19 protein-coding genes are annotated in these 19646 nt (G+C 68.0%); 2 read left to right on the top strand and 17 right to left on the bottom strand.

All coding sequences use genetic code 11. From position 1 onward, the window contains the following. Window positions 1–200: 200 nt before the first annotated feature. The 3 genes from MQP27_RS20060 to MQP27_RS20050 all read right to left on the bottom strand — a co-directional run bounded on the left by MQP27_RS20060 (window position 201) and on the right by MQP27_RS20050 (window position 3775). A complete protein-coding gene (locus MQP27_RS20060) occupies window positions 201–1067 on the bottom strand; it encodes a helix-turn-helix domain-containing protein (RefSeq protein WP_242766655.1) in 867 nt (288 codons plus the stop codon). 130 nt (window positions 1068–1197) lie between these two features. Then, on the bottom strand, window positions 1198–2130 hold the full coding sequence (locus MQP27_RS20055) for an alpha/beta hydrolase (protein ID WP_242766654.1): 933 nt from the start codon (window positions 2128–2130) through the stop codon (window positions 1198–1200). Between the two features lie 289 nt (window positions 2131–2419). Then, entirely contained in the window at window positions 2420–3775 is a 1356-nt protein-coding gene (locus MQP27_RS20050) for an aldehyde dehydrogenase family protein (protein WP_242766653.1), read from the bottom strand. Between the two features lie 340 nt (window positions 3776–4115). Between MQP27_RS20050 and MQP27_RS20045 the strand changes: the two genes are divergently transcribed. Further along, complete coding sequence (locus tag MQP27_RS20045) at window positions 4116–4751, top strand: TetR/AcrR family transcriptional regulator (RefSeq protein ID WP_242766652.1); 636 nt, start codon at window positions 4116–4118, stop codon at window positions 4749–4751. Window positions 4752–5089: 338 nt separating this feature from the next. Here MQP27_RS20045 and MQP27_RS20040 read toward each other — a convergent pair whose 3' ends face one another. The 11 genes from MQP27_RS20040 to MQP27_RS19990 form a co-directional block, all read right to left on the bottom strand. After that, entirely contained in the window at window positions 5090–6010 is a 921-nt protein-coding gene (locus MQP27_RS20040; RefSeq protein WP_242766650.1) for a hypothetical protein, read from the bottom strand. Between the two features lie 209 nt (window positions 6011–6219). Further along, a complete protein-coding gene (locus MQP27_RS20035; protein ID WP_242766649.1) occupies window positions 6220–7587 on the bottom strand; it encodes an aldehyde dehydrogenase family protein in 1368 nt (455 codons plus the stop codon). A 25-nt stretch (window positions 7588–7612) separates the two neighbouring features. Beyond that, complete coding sequence (locus tag MQP27_RS20030) at window positions 7613–8677, bottom strand: DODA-type extradiol aromatic ring-opening family dioxygenase (protein ID WP_242766648.1); 1065 nt, start codon at window positions 8675–8677, stop codon at window positions 7613–7615. Window positions 8678–8793: 116 nt separating this feature from the next. After that, window positions 8794–10074: an aromatic ring-hydroxylating oxygenase subunit alpha gene (locus tag MQP27_RS20025; protein WP_242766647.1), complete on the bottom strand. Its 1281-nt coding sequence runs from the start codon at window positions 10072–10074 to the stop codon at window positions 8794–8796. Between the two features lie 33 nt (window positions 10075–10107). Further along, entirely contained in the window at window positions 10108–10662 is a 555-nt protein-coding gene (locus MQP27_RS20020; protein ID WP_242766645.1) for an aromatic-ring-hydroxylating dioxygenase subunit beta, read from the bottom strand. Continuing rightward, window positions 10659–11399, bottom strand: a complete 741-nt coding sequence (locus MQP27_RS20015; RefSeq protein WP_242766644.1) for an alpha/beta fold hydrolase — start codon at window positions 11397–11399, stop codon at window positions 10659–10661. Before MQP27_RS20015 ends, MQP27_RS20020 begins: the two co-directional genes overlap by 4 nt. Further along, complete coding sequence (locus MQP27_RS51000; protein WP_278196326.1) at window positions 11396–11749, bottom strand: tautomerase family protein; 354 nt, start codon at window positions 11747–11749, stop codon at window positions 11396–11398. Before MQP27_RS51000 ends, MQP27_RS20015 begins: the two co-directional genes overlap by 4 nt. After that, window positions 11641–12441 (bottom strand): 2-keto-4-pentenoate hydratase, encoded by an 801-nt coding sequence (locus tag MQP27_RS20005; protein WP_242766642.1) that lies wholly within the window; start codon window positions 12439–12441, stop codon window positions 11641–11643. The genes MQP27_RS51000 and MQP27_RS20005 overlap by 109 nt, the downstream gene beginning before the upstream one ends. Then, on the bottom strand, window positions 12438–13220 hold the full coding sequence (locus MQP27_RS20000) for a 2-keto-4-pentenoate hydratase (protein ID WP_242766640.1): 783 nt from the start codon (window positions 13218–13220) through the stop codon (window positions 12438–12440). Before MQP27_RS20000 ends, MQP27_RS20005 begins: the two co-directional genes overlap by 4 nt. 109 nt (window positions 13221–13329) lie before the next feature. Further along, window positions 13330–14328, bottom strand: coding sequence for an NAD(P)/FAD-dependent oxidoreductase (locus MQP27_RS19995; RefSeq protein WP_242766639.1), 999 nt, complete (start codon window positions 14326–14328; stop codon window positions 13330–13332). A 239-nt stretch (window positions 14329–14567) separates the two neighbouring features. Beyond that, window positions 14568–16019, bottom strand: coding sequence for an aldehyde dehydrogenase (locus MQP27_RS19990; protein ID WP_242766638.1), 1452 nt, complete (start codon window positions 16017–16019; stop codon window positions 14568–14570). A gap of 517 nt (window positions 16020–16536) precedes the next feature. Here MQP27_RS19990 and MQP27_RS19985 point away from each other — a divergent pair. Continuing rightward, window positions 16537–17271, top strand: coding sequence for a 2-keto-4-pentenoate hydratase (locus MQP27_RS19985; protein WP_242766637.1), 735 nt, complete (start codon window positions 16537–16539; stop codon window positions 17269–17271). A gap of 64 nt (window positions 17272–17335) precedes the next feature. Here the strand turns inward: MQP27_RS19985 and MQP27_RS19980 are convergent, their stop codons facing one another. The 3 genes from MQP27_RS19980 to MQP27_RS19970 all read right to left on the bottom strand — a co-directional run bounded on the left by MQP27_RS19980 (window position 17336) and on the right by MQP27_RS19970 (window position 19616). Then, complete coding sequence (locus MQP27_RS19980) at window positions 17336–18166, bottom strand: IclR family transcriptional regulator (RefSeq protein ID WP_242766635.1); 831 nt, start codon at window positions 18164–18166, stop codon at window positions 17336–17338. 146 nt (window positions 18167–18312) lie between these two features. Beyond that, entirely contained in the window at window positions 18313–19281 is a 969-nt protein-coding gene (locus MQP27_RS19975) for an amidohydrolase family protein (RefSeq protein ID WP_242766633.1), read from the bottom strand. Continuing rightward, the gene (locus tag MQP27_RS19970) at window positions 19278–19616 is read right to left on the bottom strand and encodes a 4Fe-4S binding protein (protein WP_242766611.1); all 339 of its coding nucleotides are present in this window, start codon (window positions 19614–19616) and stop codon (window positions 19278–19280) included. The genes MQP27_RS19975 and MQP27_RS19970 overlap by 4 nt, the downstream gene beginning before the upstream one ends. Window positions 19617–19646 lie beyond the last annotated feature (30 nt).

Raw genomic sequence — 19646 nt, 5'->3', positions numbered from 1 at the left:
GCCACGCGCGGCCAACGATCAATAAGGCGTAGTGAAGCGCAGCAGCCCCCCATTGCAGGATGCTTGCCGCCGCAACGGATGCCGTGTCAGCCACACAGGGCGACGACCTGCCCGGCGCCCGCTCGATGTCCAACTGCGCCCCGGCATACGCGGGGGGCGCCGGATCGGTCCCCGACGTGAGAGCGGTACGCGGATATTGATCATTGGGTGGACTCCGTGGAGGTGTCTTCCGCACTCCATGAGGTAAGGATTCGAAGTGCCTCGTCGGACGGGCTGCCCGGTTCGGCGGTCAGCACCACGAGGCGTTTGTCCGGGTCGTCCGGGCTGGTCCAGGTGTCGCACTCCAGCGTCAGCGGGCCGGCCAGCGGATGCCGGAAGTGCTTGGTGCCATGGCTGGCGGACGACACGACCCGCCCGCCCCACCATTGCCGGAACTCCGGGCTGCGCACGGACAGTTCGCCGACCAGAGCTGTCAGGCGTGCATCGTCCGGGTTGCCGGCGGTCTCCAGGCGTAGCGTGGCCGCGCTCAGGCGGGCTGCTGCTTCCCATTCGACGTGGAGGTTGCGGATCCCGGGGTCCAGGAACAGCAGACGAGTGTAGTTCCGCTCCTGCAAGGAAAGTTGGGCGAAGTCCAGGTACAGCGCCGTGGCGGCGGCGTTCCAGGCGAGGATGTCGTTGTAGCGCCCGAGCACCATGGCCGGGGAGCGGTCGAGCTGATCCAGCAACCGGTGTATCGACGGGCGAACACGCTGTGGCCCGCGGCGAATTCGGCGAGCGATCGGCTTGCCGGCGAGCTCGTAGAGGTAGGCCTGTTGGCCCGCGTCGAGTCGGAGAGCACGCGCAAGGGCCCCCAGCACCGTCGCTGAGACCTGCAATCGTCCCTGCTCTATCCGGCTGTAGTAGTCGACGCTGATCGACGCCAGGCGTGCCACCTCCTCACGCCGCAGGCCCGGCACCCGTCGTAGGGTGCCGTCGTCGGCCAAACCCACTGCCGCAGGGGTGAGTTCAGCGCGGCGGGCCTTCAAGAACGCCCCCAACTCGCCTCGCGTCGACCTGTCCTCGGCCATCTCTGTCCTCCTCGCTCCGCAGGACACGTGCCGAGGTGGAGGGGATACATCTTCTCGGCATGTCCGTCCGGTTTCATGCCGCCGCTGTGTCCGCCACTTGGCACGGGTGTGTCTGATTGTGTTGTGGAGCTCAGGGTGCCGGGGTGTCCTGCGAGAGGCCGGCGCCGAAGAACTCGGTCAGCTTCTCGACGGCGGGGTCGACATACTGGGCTTTGTCATAGAGGTCGACGTGGCTGGCGCCGTCGATCCAGTGCAGCTGCTTGGGTTGATGTGCCTCGGCATAAGCATCAGCGGTCATGTGCCGGGTGATGGCCTCGGTGCCTACGATCATCAACAGTGGCCGCGGGGCAATCAGATCGATGAAGCGGAATGCCTCGAAGGCGGCGATCCTGTCGATACTGGACCAGGTGAATTCCTTGGCCGAGCCCGGGTGCTGGGCACGGTCGGTGCAGTAGTAGTCGAAGCCTTCAAGACCGTGCCGGCCGCCCAGCTGGTGGGCCTGCTCGGCGGTGGCCGGGAAGATGGGGAAGTAGCCGGTGCCCTCACCTCGTGCCTCGGCGGTACGGGCCTGGGCGGCCATGTCCAGCAGCCCTTGGAGGACCGCCGGGTTCTGGGTTCCGTCAGGGCCTTCGCGGTAGCTGCGTCCGACGTCGACGGCGCTGACGGTGGCGACGGCCTTGATGCGATGGTCGGTGGCGGAGGCGGGGATGACGTAGCCCCCGGAGGCACAGATACCAAGGGCGCCGATCCGGCCGGCGTCCACTTCGGCGCGGGTGCTCAGGAACGAGACGGCCGCCTTGAGATCCTCGACCCGCTGCGCGGGGTCCTCAAGACCGCGCGGCTTGCCGCCGCTTTCACCCTGGTAGGCGGCGTCGAAGGCGAGCGCGACGAACCCGCGCTCGGCCAGGTGGCGGGCATACAGACCTGCAGCCTGTTCCTTCACGCCGCTGGCCGGGTGCCCGACGACCACCGCAGCGCGCGGTCCGACCTGTTCGTTGTCCGGGGTGAAGAGGTGTCCGGCGATCGTGATGCCGGCGCTGTCGAACGTGACGTCCATGCGCATGGATGGTTCTCCGAGATGAGCTCTGCTGCAGAAACCGATCAAGTCTCCGAGCCCGGCCTGTCGCCGGGACATGAAGACCAGGCTTCACGCCGCGGCTCTGCGGCATAAGGGGAGAGTTCTTGCCGGGGCAGGAATCTTCCCCCCCACCGGGTCCGGTGTGGGGCGGCCGCTGCCTGGTGGCGCAGCAGTCGCTTCCTTGCCCGGCTTTACGCTCCGGGCCGGTCAGGAGCGTTCGACGCCGCCGGGTGGTCGGCCGCCAAGGTGGCCGACCACCCGCTTTGCACCGGGCTCAGTCGACAGCGACGTGGAAGACGGAACGGGCGTTGGACAGTTCGCGGAAGCCCCATACGCCGTGGTAGCGGCCGTAGCCGGAGGAGTTCACGCCGCCGAAGGGCAGGTTCTCCTCGGCCCAGTGCACGGCGTGGCCGTTGATGGTGACGCCACCGGAGGTGGTGTTGTCGAGCATCCGCTCGATGAACGCGTCGTCCCTGGAGTAGACGGAGAAGCCCAGCGGCTTCCCGAGAGTGTCGGAGTGGGCGAAGATCTCCTCCTCGTCCGTGTAGGTCAAAACCGGCAGGATGGGCCCGAAGATCTCCTCCTGGATGATCCGGGTGTCCCGGGGGACGTCCAGCAGCACGGTCGGCTCGATGACCAGGTTGTCTGCGTCGGTCTTTCCGCCGAATGCGACGGTCGCGCCGCGCGCGATGGCCTCGTCGAGGTAGCCCTTGACGCGCTCGTAGTTGCGCTTGTCGACGAAGCGGCCGTCCCTCTGCCACTGGAACTCGCCGGTCTCGTCGTAGTAGGCCCGCTTGACCGCGGCGACATACGTCTCGACGAAGGCATCACGCAAGTCCGCGGGAACCCATACGTAGTCGACCGACAGACAGGTCTGACCGTGGTTGTAGATCTTGCCGCCCAAAAATGCCTCAGCGACCAGGTCGAGGTCGATGGTGCGGTCCACGATGGCCGGGCTCTTGCCGCCCAGTTCCAGGGTGAACGACGCCATGTGCTGGGCGGCCTTCTCAACGATGATCTTTCCGACGCGGGGACTGCCGGTGAGGAAGATGTGGTCGATGGGAAGGTCGAGCAGCACGTCGTTGGTGCTGCGCACCCCGTCCGGCGTGGTGACGTCGTTGTCATTGAAGACCGCGACCTCCCGCTCGTCGAACACCGCGCGCACGATCTGCTCGATCACCTCACCGGTCGCCGGCGCCATCGAGCTGGTCTTGGCCAGGACCACGTTGCCCGCAGCAACAGCCTGGATCAGGGGGGAGAAGAACATACCGATCGGGAAGTCCCAGGTGCCGAACAGCAACACCACGCCGCGGGGTTCGTACTTGACGAAGATGCGTTCTGCGGCGGGCGTGGCCGGTGACTTCTCGACGGGCAGCGGCGCCATCCAGTCCGCGAGCTCATCCCGGACCTTGTCGAGATTGCCCATGACCGTCTGAATCTCGTCCCGGTTGTCGGCCGGGCGGCCCAGGTCCTCGTGGATGGCCCGGCCGATCTCGTCCTGCCGCGTGAGGATCTCGGCGCGCAGGCGCTCCAGGCGCTCGACGCGCTCCGCGGCGGTCGTGTGCCGCATGACGCGGCGGTGGCTGCGCTGGGCCTGGAAAATGCGCTGAATCTCGTCCAGCTCGAGCACGGTGGTGCTTCCTCTCATGACGTGCGCACGGCACGACCTGTGGGTGGGGGTGCCCAGATGGCGCGCTGCGTACTTCCGGACCCTGTTCATTCGAGGGCAATGGCCTCGTTCAGGGGGCGCGCGTGGGCTGGCGTGAAGGAGCCGACCAGGCGGTGTCCTTCCGTGTCGTCATCCACGCTAACGCGCCGACGAGCAATGTGACAACCCTCTTACATTGGCGGCCGGGCTATCGTGTCGGCGACTCCTTGAAGGCTGACGCGAGGTGGTCTACTATCGATGTGATAGCCCTCTAACATTGCTGGCCGGTCAGGCTGGCGTGCGTCCCACTCACGGGAGACCGGTGCCCCACAGCGACGAGCCGCCCCCGGCGCAGCCGCGTCAACGGCGCAAGCGTGCGTACCATCACGGCGATCTGCGGGCCGCAGTGATCGACGCAGGATTCGCGCTGCTCGCAGAGAAGGGCCTCGACGCCTTCTCCGTCGCCGAGATCGCCCGGCGGGTGGGCGTCAGCACCGCCGCTCCGTACCGGCACTTCGCCGATCGCGATGAGATCGTCGCCGCCATGGCGACACAGGCGGCACGCGAACTGACGGCTCAGATGCGTGACGCTGTCGACGCGGCAGGCGAAGAACCGGTGGAGCGTTTCGCAGTGACCGCCGGTGTCTACGTGAGATACGTCGCCCAGCGGGGCGCCGGGTTCAACGTCATCTTCGCCACCCGTCTGCAGAAGCTGCGCGATGAGTCACTGGCTGCCGCAGGGCGCGAACTGATCGACCTCCTGCTCGGTCTGGCTGTCGCCACGGGCCGGACTCCGGCCGACGCCCTGGTGCTGATGGAGCGTCACATCGCACTGGCCCACGGCTACGTCGGCCTGTTCCGCGACGGCTTCTTCCCGCAGCGCAATGCCCTCGGCGAAGTCGCGGACCACGCGATCCAGGGAAGCCGGGACCTGGTCGGCAACGCGAACGCACACTGACCGGCCGCCGCCTGCGCCAGCCCGCCCCGAACAGGCGGCTGCGGCAGGTGAGGCCGCGCGGACGAGCGGACGGGTTCTCGTGCAGCCGGGACACGCGACGGTTGGCCGCTCGGTTACGGACCGCTTCACGGTGGGGTCAGGACGGCCGATGCACTCTGTGGCGTCGACAGGGCGGCAGCAGGCGCGAGCCCGGCACGGCATGCGGTAGGTGCGTGCGGGGCCTTGGGGGTCCTTGGGCCGAAGCGATCCAATGCAACGCACGTGTGCAGGTGTTGGTCTCGGTGAGATGCCCCCTGCTTGCCCGGCGTGGACACCAGCGGCTGATCGAAATCGAGGTGTCATTCCGACTGCCGGTACCTGCCGTCGCGCATCCACAGCAGCACGGCTGCGGCAGCGATCCAGCCGGCCAGCGTCAGCAACGGCACGGTGACCTGCACGCCATGGAAGTAGCAATAGCTGCGGACGGCCCGGACAGCGGCTCCTGGAGGCAACAGCTCCGAGACGGTCCGGGCCGGCGTCGGCAGCAGATGGACGCCGACGATGCCGCCGCTGGTGGGCATGCCCACAGCAACGAACAGCACAGTGGTTGCCGCATAGCCGGGAGGCCCCAGCCACTGGGCAAGTGCCTGAGTCGTGAGCGCACCGGCCACCGACAACAAGGCCAAAGTCGCCGCCACGGACAGTACCGGGCCGGGAAGAGCGCCCAGCAGCGGCCCCGTGACGAGTGCTCCTGCGAGGCCGCTCAGGGCCCCGAAGACGCCGGTGACACAGACGCGTTGCCACCAGGTCGGACGGGAGTGAGCCCGGTTCAGGCTGTGTGCCAGGGAAGATGACGCCAGCGAGAGACTCAGACCGGTGAAGAACATGGCCAGGCCTCGACGGTCGGTTGGGCTCAGCGGAACGGTGTCGTAGGTGGACAGCGGTCGGTGCAGCTTTGCGGCTGCCGCGGACACCACTTCTTCGATACTCGTGGCAGTGGTGGGACCGGCCGCCGTCGCCACGTCCAGGCGAAGGCCGATCGGCGTGGTCGAAATCACCGCGCTCACCCGCCCGTTCCTCAACAGGGTCAGCCCTGACTTTCGGTCCCCGACCGGGTGCGCCTGCAGCGCGGGTCCGGCCAGGACGCCGACCTGCTGGGCCGGCTCCTGCTTGGTCACGACGGCGACCGGCACTCGGTGGGGCTTGGCGGCGCTGCTGAACCCGACGTACAGGCCGATGAGGATGCAGGAGAGCACCACGGCCGTCAGGGCTGAGGACAACAACGGCCACATGCCGTTGTGTCTGTCGTCGGCCGGGGACGGTGATGCCGCCCTGGTCGCGCGGGCGGTGCAGCCCTGCGGGGGCAGGGGGTCCGTCGCCGACGACGGCGCTGTCTCGCTGACCACGGTTCTCTTGCCGTATTCCGATTGCCGAGCTGTTGTGGCGGGTGGGGGAAGGCATCTGCCCGCCACAACAGCGGTCCGATGGATCAGGGGCTGACAGCCACCGTGGTGGATTCGGTGTAGAACTGCAGGGCGGCCAGGCCCTGTTCCCGGGGCCCGAAGCTGGACTCCTTGGTGCCGCCGAACGGCGCCCAGTGGTCGAGCCCGGTGGTGGGGGCGTTGACCCGGATCATTCCGGCCTCCAGGTCGCGGGTGTGGGTGAGTGCCGCCGTCAGGTCACGCGTGTAGAGGGAGGCGGACAGGCCGTACGGGGTGGCGTTGGCCAGCTCGATGGCGTGCTCGACGGACCGGGCTCGCAGCAGGGCGGTGACGGGAGCGAAGACCTCGTCGGTGGCCAGGACGTCGTCGGCGTCCGCGACCTCGACCAACGTCGGCTCCAGGTAGGAGCCGGGAACGTCGGGCCTGCTCCCGCCCGTCAGGATCCGCCCGCTGCTGGCCGCGACGGCGGCCAGGGCGCCGTCCCGGGAGGCCTTGTCGATCACCGGACCGACCTGGCACTTCGGGTCGGAGGGGTCAAGGACGACGAGGGCTTTGACCGCTTCGACCAGGGCGTCGCGGGTGTGCTCGTAGACGTCGTCCTGGACGATGATGCGGCTGGTGGCGGTGCACTTTTGTCCCGCGTAGGCGAAGGCCGACCCCACGATGCCGGCGATGGCCCCGTCCACATCGGCATCGGCCAGTACCACCGTGGGGTTCTGGCCTCCCATCTCCGCCTGGGCGATGCCGCCGCGTGCGCTGACCGCGGCCGCCACCTGGCGACCCACTTCGGTCGATCCAGTAAACGAAACGGCGCTGATGGCGGGCGACTGGGCCACGAGGGCCCCGCTGCCAGGTCCGACCGCGAACATCACAACGCCCGGGGGAAGGTGCCGGTTGAGGATCTCCGCCAGGGCCTGGGCGGTACCGACGGCCTGCGCGGACGGCTTGAAGACGACCGCGTTGCCGTACGCCAGGGCCGGCGCCAGCTTCCACGCGGGAATCGCCAGCGGGAAGTTCCACGGCGTGATCAGCCCCACCACGCCCCGCGGCCGGGACTGTGTGAAGGTCAGCGTCCGGGCCTCGCTGCCCGGCAGCACGTCCCCCTCGGGAAACAGTGCGCTCTGCGCGAAGTAGCGAAAGGTCCGCTCGGCACGGACGACCTCCCCCCGGGCTTCGGTGATGGGCTTGCCGACCTCGCGGGAGATCAGGTCGGCGAGACGCTCGGCGCCGGCGGCGATGTCGTCTGCGGCACGGGTGAGAGCGACGGCTCGCTCCGGGGCGGCGGTGCGCGCCCAGGCACGGCCCGCGCCGGCGGCGAGGTCCAGCAGGGCCGGAAATTCGCCGGACGGGGTTGCGGCGACTTCGGCGACCGTTTCCTTGGGATCGTGCGGGTTGGTACTGCGCACGGTGGTCACGAACAACTCCTTGGGGGCTGGTGGTTCACGGCTGGTAGGCCGCGAAGACCTTGTCGGAGACGAACAGGTGCGACCCCACGAACTCCGACCAGGTCGGCGTGGTGCGGCTCAGCTCGCTCATGGCGCCCAGCAGGGCCCACCAGTTGAGCAGCTCCTGCTGGCCGGCGGCCTCCGCCTGGGCGAGGCTGGTCGACCGCCACACGTCGAGGTCGCCGTCGACCAGCGCCCGGTACAGCCGCTGGTCGGCGGCGGTGTCGGGGAAGAGATGGTGGGTGGACTCCACCAGGAAGCTGTGCGACCAGCTGGAGGAGGCAATCAGAGCGACCCGCCAGGGGCTTGCGGCCGCGGCGCGGGCGACGGCCGCCCCCACCTGCATGACGCGGGCCGGCGAGGGGCTCGGCGGATCCAGCTCGCGGACGTCGCCAAGAGCGCTGATGTTGCCCTGGTAGCTGATCACCCGGCGGCCGTAGCAGTTGAGGGGGAAGGCGACGACAGGGTAGTCGAAGCCCTGCCGCTCGTAGTCGAGATACAGGATCGTGTTGAGGAAGGCGTGCGGGAAGCCCGGGTGGTGCAGCGGCTTGTAGGCGTAGGAGACGTCGATGTCCTGCTCGAGGAGCGCGCTCGTGAAGTGCTTGGCCGCCTCGCGGTGGCCCCGGACCCGGATCTCGTGGTCCTTGGGCTCGTTCCACACGTTGTGGTCGCCCATGACGTTGGACTCGGCCGAGTGCTCCCAGGGCCGGACCGTCAGGTCGTCGTAGGCGAGCACGGAGTAGGGCGGGACGATGTCCTCGCGGAAGTTCTCGTACTGGTCATCCCCCCAGATCACCACGACGTCGGGGTTGAACGCGTCGAGTGCCTGCCGTGCCTTGGCGAACTGGGCGACCAGGGCCTCCCGGTGGCGGCGGCCGGCCTGCTGGCCCTCGTCGGAGGCCCACTCCGCGCGTGCCTCCGCAGGCCAGTTGGCGGGATCGCGGAGCGCTTCGGGGAGCTGGGGATCGGCGAGCGCGCGTTGGAACACGCGGGTCAGGTTGTCGTTCGTGCCGCTCAGCGGCGGGTAGTGGGTTACTCCAAGACCGAGCACTTCTGCCATGGTCTTCACCTTTCTTCGGTGGTGCTGCCGCGGCTGGGCAGGGGAAGAGAGCACGGGCGGGCCCGCAAGTGGCCCGGCCCGCTCGGGGGTTGCGCGGAGGGGGTTGCGCGGAGGGGTCAGTCCAGCAGCGACTGCCAGCGGCGCCAGAACGCGCGCATCTGTAGCTCGTCACTGGCCATGCTGGGCTGTCCGGCGTGCTCGCGGTGCATGCCGCGGGAGATGTCCGACCATGTCACGTCCGGGGCGGTGCGCAGTCCGGCCTGGCATGCCTCACAGGCCTCCAGGTCGTCGGGGGTGGCCAGGCCCGCAGGGCCCTGGAAGGCGATGTAGCTGTCCAGGCGCCGGGCGCGCAGGTCCGCATCCTCACCGGCAGTCGCCAAGGACCACTGGTGGATCTTGGTGTGTCCCGCCGCGGTAGGTGTGATCGTGCGGATCACGACGCCCATGATGTCGTTGATGATCAGGTTGGGGAACACCAGCAGGTTGCGGTCCGTGAGCCCGATCATCTGGGCGCGTTCGGGGCCGTAGCGGTCCACCAGCTCCTGGTACTTCGCCTCGACCTGTGGACGGTTGTGTTCGCCCAGGGCCGGGGTCCAGCGGGCCACGGGGCGTGCCCACGGGCCGTGGACGCAGATGACGGCGTGGCCGTTCCCCAGATCCAGCGCCTCAGTGGTGTCGTCGCGGTCGAGGGTGTTGCCTTCTCGCTCTTCCAGATACGTGAAGTACGTCTTGTGCAGGGGGAGCAGGTGGTAGCCGTCCAGGCTGTTTTCCACGAACAGCTTCCAGTTGGCGTCCATGGAGTATTCGTGGGCGCCGGGCACGACCTCCAGGTCGTCGGCCTGGTCGGCGACCAGGTCGATGTAGTCGGCCGCTCCGGCCAAGTATGTCTTGAGGTCGACGGCGTCGGGGTCGAAACACACGAAGTAGAACCCGCGGTAGTTGTCGACCTTGGGCGGTGAGAGCAGCCCCATGGCGGCCCGGTCGAAGTGCTCTCCGTAGCCCTCGTCGCCGGGTACGCCGTTGAGCGCTCCGGTGCTGTTGTAGGTCCAGGCGTGGTAGAAGCAGCTCATGCCGCGGGCGTTGCCCTCGGGGACGCGGCACACCAGGGCGCCGCGGTGGCGGCACGAGTTGTACAGCACGCGCTTGGCCCCGTCGTGGCCGTGCCAGAAGATCAGCGGCCGGTTGCCGACGTCGCGTGCCTTGAAATCGCCGGGCCGGGGGATTTCCGATTCGTGGCCCACGTAGAGCCAGCAGCGGCCGAAGACCGTGGCCATTTCGCGTTCGAAGACGGCCTCGTCGATCAGTGTGGTCCGGTCGACGCGGAACGTGCCCGCTGCGACGTCTTCGACCACCCACTCCTTGGCGGAGATGGTGCGTGAGTCGGTGCTGGGGGTCATGGTCGACGCCTCCCTTGGTGCGGACGGGACAGGTCACAGCAGCACACTCAGCTGCCCCCCTGCCGATTCGATGCTGTGGTCGAGGGCCACCCGCCGACGCTTGATCAGCCAGGGCACGTCGTTGTCGACGGTCGGGACGAGCAGGTGCTCGTAGACGCCGGCGTAGCGGTCGACGACTCCGCCGCGGACCCGGGTGACCTGGAAGACGCTGCGTGTTTCGAGGCCGTCCGGGCCTTGCCAGACGCGAACATTGGTGATGTGGCGCCGAGTTCGGGAGCGGGGGCTCTCGGCATGGGCGTGCTTGCTCTTGAGCCGGTCCACTCGGCCGGCGAGCGTGTTCATGGAGTCGTGCACCAGGTGCAGGGTGGTCGCCGGATCATCGCTGAGGTCCTCCGGCGTGGGGATCAGGTAGACGGCATCCGGATGAAACAGGCCCAGCCACTCGTCCAGGCGCCACTCGTCTAGCAGCGCGGCCTCGTCGAAGAGGAACTGGGAGACAGCACTGATCACCATGCTGTCGCGCACCCGGACGGCGTCGGCTGGGGTGGCGTGCCCGATCGTCGCGGACGTGAGGCCGGTGGGGATCATTGCGTCAACTCCTGGGGCGGCCGCCCGTATGCACGGCCTTCGTGTTCGGCCGTCAGCAGCTCGGCCAGCGTGGCGGGACGGGACCAGAAGGGGGAGTGGGAGGTGTGCAGGCGAGCGATGTGTGCGCCGAAGCGGGTCCTGGCGGCTTGGCCGGCCCAGTCACCGGAGACGGCACGGTCGGCCTCGCACACGATGTACCGGGTCGGTGAGGGGACTTCCCCCCTCCAGGGGGTCTGCTCGCTCAGCACGGTGGCTGCCTGCGGCCGCAGCCGGGATGCAGCCTCGGCGGCTTCCTCGGGTGCGCAGTCGTGGTAGAAGAGGTCCGCAGCGACGTCCGGGGGCCAAAAGCTGCGGCCCTGGTCGTCCTTGAGCTGGTGAGGCATGAACTCGCTGTAGAACTCCTTGGCCATGGGTCGCGAGGTGGACAGCTGTTCGCGCCAGCTGGCTCCGGGAAGCGGCAAGAGGCAGGACAGCAGCACCAGTTCACGCACCGGATGCCGTTCGGCGTACACCGGAGCGATCAGGCCCGCCATCGAGTGCGCGACCAGGACCGTGGAGGCTGGGTCGTCGACGCAGTCGTCGATGGCCCGCAGATAGGCCTCGCTGTCTGCGGCCGGGTCGTCCGAGGGCAGCTCCACCGCGACGGCCTGGTGACCTCGCACCCGAAGCTCAGGCAGTACACGGTCCCAGCACCAGGCGCCGTGCCAGGCACCGTGCACCAGGACGAACGTACTCATGACGTGGTCCGCTCGGCGGCGGCAGCCTGCTTGTCGGCCAGGATCGTGCCTCCGGCGATGACCTCGCCCGCATCAACCTCGACGACCCACACGCGCACCGCGGCCTCGGGGGTGCCGGTGGCGCGCGCTGCGGCCGCGGACACCTCACGCAGCAGATCCCGCTTCTGGTCTGCGGTGCGGCCCTTGGCCATGGTGATCTGGATGAACGGCATTGAATGTGTCCTTTCTTGAGGGCCGGGGGCTACTGGGCGCGCACGCTGACGCTGCCCAGGCGGCTGAAGCCGGCACTGATGCAGTCGCCGGAGCGCAGCGGCACCGCGGCGGTCAGTCCTCCCGACAGCACCAGCCATCCGGGTTTGAGGGAGCCTCCACGCCGGCCGGCCGCATTGGCCATCCACGCCACGGCCTGCGCGGGATCACCGCAGACCGCGGCGCCGGCCGCGGTGGCCACCTGCTTGCCGTTGACCTCCAGCACGCAGCCCAGCAGGGACAGGTCCTTGGGGGGATCGACGAACTCATTGCCGAGCACGAACAGCGCGGAGGACGCGTTGTCGGCGACCGCGTCCTGGAGGGTGAACTTGAATGCCTGGTAGCGGCTGTCGATGATTTCCAGGCCGGCGCAGACCGAAGAGGTGGCATCGAGGACGTCTCCGGCGGTGATGCCCGGGCCGGCCAGTTCCTCCTTGAGCACGAAAACGATCTCCGGTTCCACCCGGGGGTGGATCAGCCTGGACAGGTCCACCGGCGTCGTGGCGTCGTGCAGCATCCCTGACGTGACGAACGCATACAGGGGGTTGTCCACGTTCATGTCGATCTGCTTGGCGCGTGAGGTCAGACCGAGCTTGCCGCCGATGATCCGCTCACCGCGGTCCTCCTTGGTACGCAGCACCTCGCTCTGGACCCGGTAGGCGTCGTCGACGCTCAATTCCACGTCCTGGCTCAGCGGCAGGATGTCGGTGCGGGCGTCTTCAGCAGCGATCAGGCGCGCCGCCAGGTCAGGGAAGTTCACTGCGGTCGTCCCGTCCTGCAGATTGCTGCTCATGCGAACACCACTCCCACCGAGCCGATCTGTCCGAAGTCGGCGCGCACGTGGTCACCGGGGGAGACCGGCAGGGCGCGCGTGCAGCTGCCGGGAAGCACGACGGCTCCCTCCTCGAGGGTGACGTCGAACTCACCCAGCTTGTTGGCCAGCCAGGCGACCGCCGAGACGGGGTTGCCCAGGGCGGCGCCGGTGGCGCCGGTTTCGGCGATCTCGCCGTTGCGGCGCAGCACCACCCCCAGCAGCCGGGGGTCGATGTCGCTGATGTGGGTGGCCGTGCCGCCGAGCACGACGCGGGCCGAGGAGGCGTTGTCCGCGATGGAGTCGTAGACGGTGATCTCCCAGTTCTGGATCCGGGAGTCGATGATTTCCAGGCTGGGCACGACGAACGCGGTGGCTCGCAGCACGTCGGCCACGGTCACTCCCGGGCCGCTGAGCGGCCGGTCGAGCACGAAGGCGAGTTCGGGCTCCACGCGGGGCGCGAGGAGGCTTCCGGCGGGAATCTCGGTGCCTTCGAGGAGGAACATGTCATCGAGCAGCACACCGTAGTCGGGCTCGGAGACACCGAACTGTTCGCGCATGACGCCGGCCGTCAGGCCCACCTTGTGTCCGCGTACCTTGGCGCCGTTGGCGATGCGGTCGGCAATCACCATGCGCTGCACCTCATACGCGGCCGGGATGTCCAGACCGTCGTAGGTCTGGGTGAGCGGCTTGACGGGCTGGCGGTCCCGCTCGGCTTCGGTGAGCCGGCGGGCGGCCTCCTGTAGCTGGTTTTTACGCATGCTCGGAGTCTCTCCAGGGCTGTGAACAGGAACAATGCAGTTGGTCCACCGGGTGGACCAGTGCCGGTGGCGGCATGGCGGAGCTGTGCCGCACCGGCGGGGAACCGGGCTAACAGGGCTGGTCGGTGGAGTGTCCGGGGAAGAGGGACGCCTCAGGGTTGATCAACGTCATGGCGTTGTTCACCGCGGTGGCTGCCTCGCCGAAGCCCACGGCGATCAGTCGGACCTTGCCCGGGTACTCGGTCACGTCACCGGCGGCGAAGACGCCCGGCAGGTTGGTCGCCATGGTGGTGTCCACCAGGATGTGCCGGTCGCGCAGTTCGACGCCCCACTCGGCAAGGGGGCCCAGATCGGCGACGAAGCCGAGGGCAGCGACCAGGCTCTGGCACTTGAGCGAGCGTTCGTTGCCCCGTTTGTTGGCGACGCGTACGTGCTCCAGGGTGTGTGTTCCGCCGGCTTCCACGATCTCGTGGTCGGTCAGCACCTCGATGGACGGCGAGGCCATCATCTGGGCAACGCTGTGTTCGTGGGCACGGAAGCGGGCCCGGCGGTGGACCAGGGTGACCGACCTGGCCACGCCGTCGAGCAGCAGGGCCCAGTCCACCGCGCTGTCCCCACCGCCGACGATGACGACGTCCTGGTCGGCGAGGTCCTGCGGGCGTGGCACGAAGTACATCAGGCCGCGGTCCTCGTAGGAGTTGCCGGCCGGCAGTCGACGCGGGGTGAAGGTGCCCACCCCGGCGGTGAGGATCACGGCGCGACAGGTGACGCGTTCGCCCGCCGAGGTGGCCAGCGTCAGCGATCCGTCGTCGCTGCGATGCAGTTCGGTTGCCTGCTGTCCGAGCAGATAGAGGGGCTCGAACGGCGCGGCCTGACGCATCAGGCCGTCGATGAGGTCCCGGCCGCGCACCGAGGGGAAGCCGGCGATGTCGTAAATGGGCTTCTCCGGGTACATCGCCATGACTTGGCCGCCCGGCTGGGGAAGCGAATCGACCACAGCCACGCCCAGTCCGCGAAATCCTCCGTAGTAGGCGGCGAACAGGCCGGCGGGTCCGGCACCGACGATGACGAGATCGACCTCGCGGGCTCGGGCGGCAGGGTAAGCCATCGGGCACTCCTAGCTTCGTTGCTGTTACGTCAGAATTCCGAGCAAATGTCCACCGGGGCAACGCGGTCGATCCATTGAGTGGGCCGCTGCCGTCATGGCACCGGGCCGGCCCGGGACGGTCGTGCGCAGTCAAGGCCGGGCAGCCTTGTGTGCCTGGCGCGGTGGGACAGGCTGCGGAGCGTCCGGAGGGAAGGGAGACGCTCCGCAGCCGCTGGAAGGGCGCAGCCGCGCCGTTCTTCTCAGTGGAAGATGGACTTCGGCTCCTGATACCAGGCCATGGCCTGCGGGCCGAGCTCCCGGCCGATGCCGCTGTGCTTCACGCCGCCGAACGGCGCACCCGGATCGGGGAGGTAGCCGTTGATGCCGACGGAGCCTGTGCGCATACGCCGGGCAATGGTGTGTGCGCGGTCAGGGTTGGCGCTCCAGACCGTGCCGGCCAGGCCGTAGGGAGAGTCGTTGGCGATGCGGACGGCTTCGTCCTCATCGTCATAGGGGGTAATGCACAGCACCGGGCCGAAGATCTCCTCCTGGGCCAGGCGGCTGCGGTTGTCGACATCGGCGAAGACGGTCGGTTCGACGAACCAGCCCTTGTCCAGCCCTGGCGGGCGGCCGCCACCGGCGACGAGACGCGCGCCATCGGCCTTGGCCTGGTCGATGCAGCTCTCCACCCGATCACGCTGTGCCTGGCTGACCACGGGCCCCACCTGCGTGTCGGCCTCGAGTGCATGGCCGATACGCAGCGAGGAGGCGAGGTCGGCGAAGACACCCACGACCTGGTCGTACCGGGACCGGGGGGCCAGGATGCGAGTGCTGAGGAAACAGGTCTGGCCGTTGTTCAGCAAGGTGGCCTGGAACAGTTGTTCGCCCATGGTGGCCAGGTCCAGGTCGGCGTCGTCGAGGACGATCGCGGCGGACTTCCCGCCCAGTTCGAGCGCGAGCGGGCGCAGCAGCGGTGCGCAGATTTCGGCGATGCGCCGGCCCACGGTGGTGGAACCGGTGAAGGCGACGGCGTCGATTCCGGGGTGGCCTACCAGGTAGGCGGCCGTGTCCGCCGAGGCCGGCAGCAGGTTGAGGACTCCGGGTGGCAACCCGGCCTCCGCGGCGGCGTCCATCAGGTGGAAGGCGTCAAGGAGGGTGCTGGGCGACGGCTTGATGATGACGGTGCAGCCGGCCGCCAGCGCGGGAGCGTATTTGGTGGCGGCGAGGCTTTGCGGGAAGTTCGACGGCGGTATCGCCGCCACCACACCGACAGGTTCCTTGCGCACCGTCGTGGTGCCGGCCACCAGATGGGGGCGTGTTTCCTCGGTCGGCGTGGTGCGGGCCAGTTCTGCGTAGTACCGGACGATCGCGCCGGTCAGCCCTGATTCGATCTGGCGGGAGACGGCGATGGGCATTCCGTTTTGGGATGAGACGGCGCTGGCGATGTCCTCGCTGCGGCGCTGCAGCGCGTCGGCCAGCCGGTCCAGGACGTCGCCACGTTGCTGCGGCTCCCAGTGAGCCCATCCGTCGGGTGCGTCGCAGGCTCCGCGCGCGGCTCGAACGGCAGCATCCACATCTGTTGGCCCAGCAAGGGAAACGGCGCCCAGACTTTCCTCCGTACTGGCACACACCAGGGTGGTCTGCTCCGGCTGGTGGGTAGCCAGGGGTGATACCCAACGCCCGTCGAGGTATAGCGACTCCGTTTTGTCCACCACAGGGTCTTCTCCTGAGAACGGCGGGTGCGGCAGTGCACCCGCGTGGTCGGCGACGGCGTCCCGTGCCGCCGGCCGGGGATACGGTGCGGTGATCGGTGCGGCAGGGCCGGGATCAGGTGCCGCAGCACGGCGAGAAGATCCAATCGGCGCTCCCTAGATGTTCAACAGCGCGGCACCCGAAGGCCGATGCACGAATGAGGTGCGTGGTGAACCCGGGCTGAACCTTCAGGGTGCGTTGCATCACCTTCCGGGCGGGGGCAAGTTGGAACAAGGTCATCGGTTCACTGCCTGGACCGCTTGTCTTCCAGAGCGCCCCCGGCGTGAGCAGGCTGGGCATTGCCATCCCTGCAAGGGCGAGTGAAGAGAGTCAGTGAACGCCATGGCTTCTGCAAGACGTACAACCCCCTCGGCGCAGGCTGTCCTGGCGGCCAACGGAGTACGTGATGACGGTTGGGCCGAGGAACGGGCATCGTGGCTCCTGGCGGCCCGTCGTCGACGGGTTTTGCTGAACCCGATGTCCGATCAGGAGCCGCTCGACCTGCGTGACGCCTACCGAATCCAGCGCAAGGTAAACGAAAGCCGCCTGCGCGACGGAGAGAAGCCTGCCGGGTTCAAGCTCGGATACACCTCCAAGCCGATGCGCGAGCAAATGGGGGTCGCCACGCCCAACTACGGTCCCCTCACCGACCGAATGCTGGTGCCCAACGACAGCACCACGGACCCTGCTCTGCTGCAGCCCCGCGTCGAACCGGAAGTCGGCCTCGTCCTGGGCCGGCCATTGGCCGGCCGGATCACCCGCCATGACGCATTGAACGCGGTGAAACACGCAGTGGCCTGTCTGGAGGTGGTCGATTCCCTCTGGGCCGACTACCGGTTCACCGCCGAGGACAACACCGCAGACGGCTCGTCGGCGGCGCAAGTCGTCATTGGTCCGCGTCTGCCCACCCTGCGGCACGGCTTGGTGAACGCGGGTGTCGTCCTGCACCGCAACGGAGTGATGGTGGCGACCTCAGCAGCGGCAGCCGCCTCTGGCAACCCGATCGACTCCCTGGTCTGGCTCGTGCACCAACTTCACCAGGAAGATGCCGGGCTGGAGGCGGGCATGCTGGTGATCACTGGCGGGCTGACCTCAGCCGTGGAGCTGGCCCCGGGCGACGTGGTGGAAGCGGAGTTCCAGTCCGGGGACCGCGTGGGCGTGCGGCGGCTGCCGCACACGCGCAACGCAACCCGCGGCGAGGGCAGGGACTGAACGCGCGCCGCGTGGCCGACCGCGCCACACCCGGCCCCGAGGGAAGCTGCCCGGGCCGGCTCGGCTACTCGCCGTCGGTGCACAAGGACCGCAGTTCCTCCGCGCGCCGCTGGTGTCGGCGTGGCAAAGCCTGCAGCGTGGCGTGCGCGTTGACCACACGGGCGAGGGCGACCGCGGCTTCGCGTACCGCGGTCGCCAGCCGCGGAAGCCCCATGCGATACGAAGGGCCGGTGATCGACAGAGCAACGATCGGTAGCCCCTCTGGATTGAGCACCGGTGCGGCCACGCAGGACACCTCCCGATGGCCCTCCTCGCGGTCGAAGGCGACGCCGCTGTCACGGACGAGCTGGAGCTCCTTGCGATAGAGCGCCGAATCGGTGATGGTGCGCGGGGTGCGCCTGGGCAGTCCGGCGGCCAGGATCCGGTCCAGGACGGCCTCGGAACTGAAGGCGATGATGGCTTTCCCGAGCGCGCTGCAGTAGGCGGGGTAGCGCTCGCCGACTCCCGAAGGGGCCTTGTAGCTGCGGTGCCCGGTGATTTTCTCCAGATATACGATCTCGGTGCCATCCAGCACCGCCAGCTGCACGATCTCGTGACTGATTTCGTAGAGGTCTTCCATGTAGGGCAGTGCCAGGTTACGCAGGAGCCGAGAGACCTGAACGCTGTGTCCGAGCTCGAAGGTGCGAAAACCCAGGCGGTAGCCGTAGGCGCCGCGATCCAGCATCCTGCGCTCGACGAGTTCGGTGGCCAGCCGGTGCACGGTGGCCTTCTTGATGCCCGTTCGTCGTGCGAGTTCGCTCAGTCCCACCTCACCGGGCTCCGCGGCCACTGCATCCAAGATGGCCATGACACGTCCGATGACGGATCGATCTTCTTCCTGATCGCTGACTCGCATAGACGCCTCTCTTTCGGGCCGTGCAAGGTACAGGACCTTTCCGACCCCCGCTCAGCCGGAAACGGTCGTGGATGGCTGAGCGGTGTCGTCCGAGCATAGATAGAAGCGGTGGCGCAGGGCCATAGAGCGCTACGCAGAGGCCGTGATCACAGGCCGAGCAGACGCGCAGCGTTGCCCCACCGGATTGATTCGATCGTGGCAGATCCCAGATGAGGAAAACGCTCAAGAAGCGTCACTGGATCATGGTTCATGAACGGCTTGTCGGAGCCCACGACAACCCGGCCGGCGCCCACGTTGTCCAGCAACAGGCTCAGCAGGGGGGCGGAGAAAACAAGCATGTCATAAAAGATCTTCCGCGCGTAATCGGCCGGGTCACGGGGCATCAGAACCCGGGCCCGCTCGTAGTTCCTCGCGATGAATTGCAGCCTGGGCAACAGGCTGACGAATGAACCACCACCGTGTGACGCCAGGATCTTCAGGTCGCTGAAGCGTTCCAGCATCCCTTCGGCTATGAGGCCGCCGACAGCCTGGCCGATCTCATTAGGGAAGGTCACACCGTTCCCGGCCATCGGATCAGTGAAGGTGCCGATCCCCGGCGGATGGAAGGCATGGATGAAAACCACCAGTCCCAGGCGGGACGCTTCATCGAAGAACTCGATGTACCGCTTGTCGTGGAGCAAGACACCCGCGATGTTGCTGCCGATTTCCACACCGGGCAGCCCCAGGGCTGCGATCTGCGACAGCTGACCGCATGCGACATCAGGATCCTGCATTGCAGCGATGCCGAAGCCGCGGAAGGCGTGCCGGAACTTGTTCACCCCTGCGGCAATCCACTCGTTCACCGATGTGCAGTAGTCGGCCCCTGCCTGCGGCCTGCCCCAGTAGGAGAAGAGTTCCGGCATGGGGGAGAGCACTTGAACGTGATCCGGTGCCAGTTGCTCGGCGCGGTGCTCGAGGTCGTAGGCCGTGCGGGGCACCGTGCGAAAGACCCGGCCGGCAATCAGTACATCGGCCGAGCCGTCGTCCCGCTCGACCACCACGGGCCAGCGTTCGTCATGGTCCGGCGCTGCCAGGCCTGAGGGAACGACGTGTGTGTGGGTGTCGATGATCCTCATGCCCGGCTCTCCAGGGCAGCGACCTTGGTGGTGTCGGCGCCGATCACACCGGTGCGGCGTGATCCCCCCGGATTGCCGAGCGCCTCGGCGCGGCCCGGCAGGGTCTCCGTGAAGAACGCGGCGTTGTCGGCCACCCACTCGGCGCTGGGAGTGCCGCGCAACGTGGAGGAGATCGCCTCTACCGGGCAGACCGTCTCACAGGCGCCGCAGTCGATGCATTCGCTGGGATTGATGTACAGCTTCCGGTCGCCCTCGTAGATGCAGTCCACGGGACATTCCTCGGTGCAGGACTTGTCCATCTCGTCCACGCAGGCTTCGCCAATGTAGAAAGGCACGATACTTCTCCTCAAGTGTCTGGAGGCGAC

The sequence above is a fragment of the Streptomyces cylindrosporus genome (assembly GCF_022698165.1).
In the GTDB taxonomy this organism is placed as follows: Bacteria; Actinomycetota; Actinomycetes; order Streptomycetales; family Streptomycetaceae; genus Streptomyces; species Streptomyces cylindrosporus.
Note: the sequence above shows the minus strand (reverse complement) of the source record. Positions and strands in the feature narration are given on the sequence as shown.

What these genes read in the sequence shown, in the direction of transcription:
- MQP27_RS19975 (WP_242766633.1), bottom strand. Translation starts at nt 19,281, where the DNA reads ATGAGGATCATCGACACCCACACACACGTCGTTCCCTCAGGCCTGGCA.
- MQP27_RS20015 (WP_242766644.1), bottom strand. Translation starts at nt 11,399, where the DNA reads ATGAGTACGTTCGTCCTGGTGCACGGTGCCTGGCACGGCGCCTGGTGC.
- MQP27_RS19985 (WP_242766637.1), top strand. Translation starts at nt 16,537, where the DNA reads ATGTCCGATCAGGAGCCGCTCGACCTGCGTGACGCCTACCGAATCCAG.
- MQP27_RS20025 (WP_242766647.1), bottom strand. Translation starts at nt 10,074, where the DNA reads ATGACCCCCAGCACCGACTCACGCACCATCTCCGCCAAGGAGTGGGTG.
- MQP27_RS20060 (WP_242766655.1), bottom strand. Translation starts at nt 1,067, where the DNA reads ATGGCCGAGGACAGGTCGACGCGAGGCGAGTTGGGGGCGTTCTTGAAG.
- MQP27_RS20005 (WP_242766642.1), bottom strand. Translation starts at nt 12,441, where the DNA reads ATGAGCAGCAATCTGCAGGACGGGACGACCGCAGTGAACTTCCCTGAC.
- MQP27_RS20030 (WP_242766648.1), bottom strand. Translation starts at nt 8,677, where the DNA reads ATGGCAGAAGTGCTCGGTCTTGGAGTAACCCACTACCCGCCGCTGAGC.
- MQP27_RS20000 (WP_242766640.1), bottom strand. Translation starts at nt 13,220, where the DNA reads ATGCGTAAAAACCAGCTACAGGAGGCCGCCCGCCGGCTCACCGAAGCC.
- MQP27_RS19980 (WP_242766635.1), bottom strand. Translation starts at nt 18,166, where the DNA reads ATGCGAGTCAGCGATCAGGAAGAAGATCGATCCGTCATCGGACGTGTC.
- MQP27_RS51000 (WP_278196326.1), bottom strand. Translation starts at nt 11,749, where the DNA reads ATGGCTGGTGCTGTCGGGAGGACTGACCGCCGCGGTGCCGCTGCGCTC.
- MQP27_RS20020 (WP_242766645.1), bottom strand. Translation starts at nt 10,662, where the DNA reads ATGATCCCCACCGGCCTCACGTCCGCGACGATCGGGCACGCCACCCCA.
- MQP27_RS20055 (WP_242766654.1), bottom strand. Translation starts at nt 2,130, where the DNA reads ATGCGCATGGACGTCACGTTCGACAGCGCCGGCATCACGATCGCCGGA.
- MQP27_RS19995 (WP_242766639.1), bottom strand. Translation starts at nt 14,328, where the DNA reads ATGGCTTACCCTGCCGCCCGAGCCCGCGAGGTCGATCTCGTCATCGTC.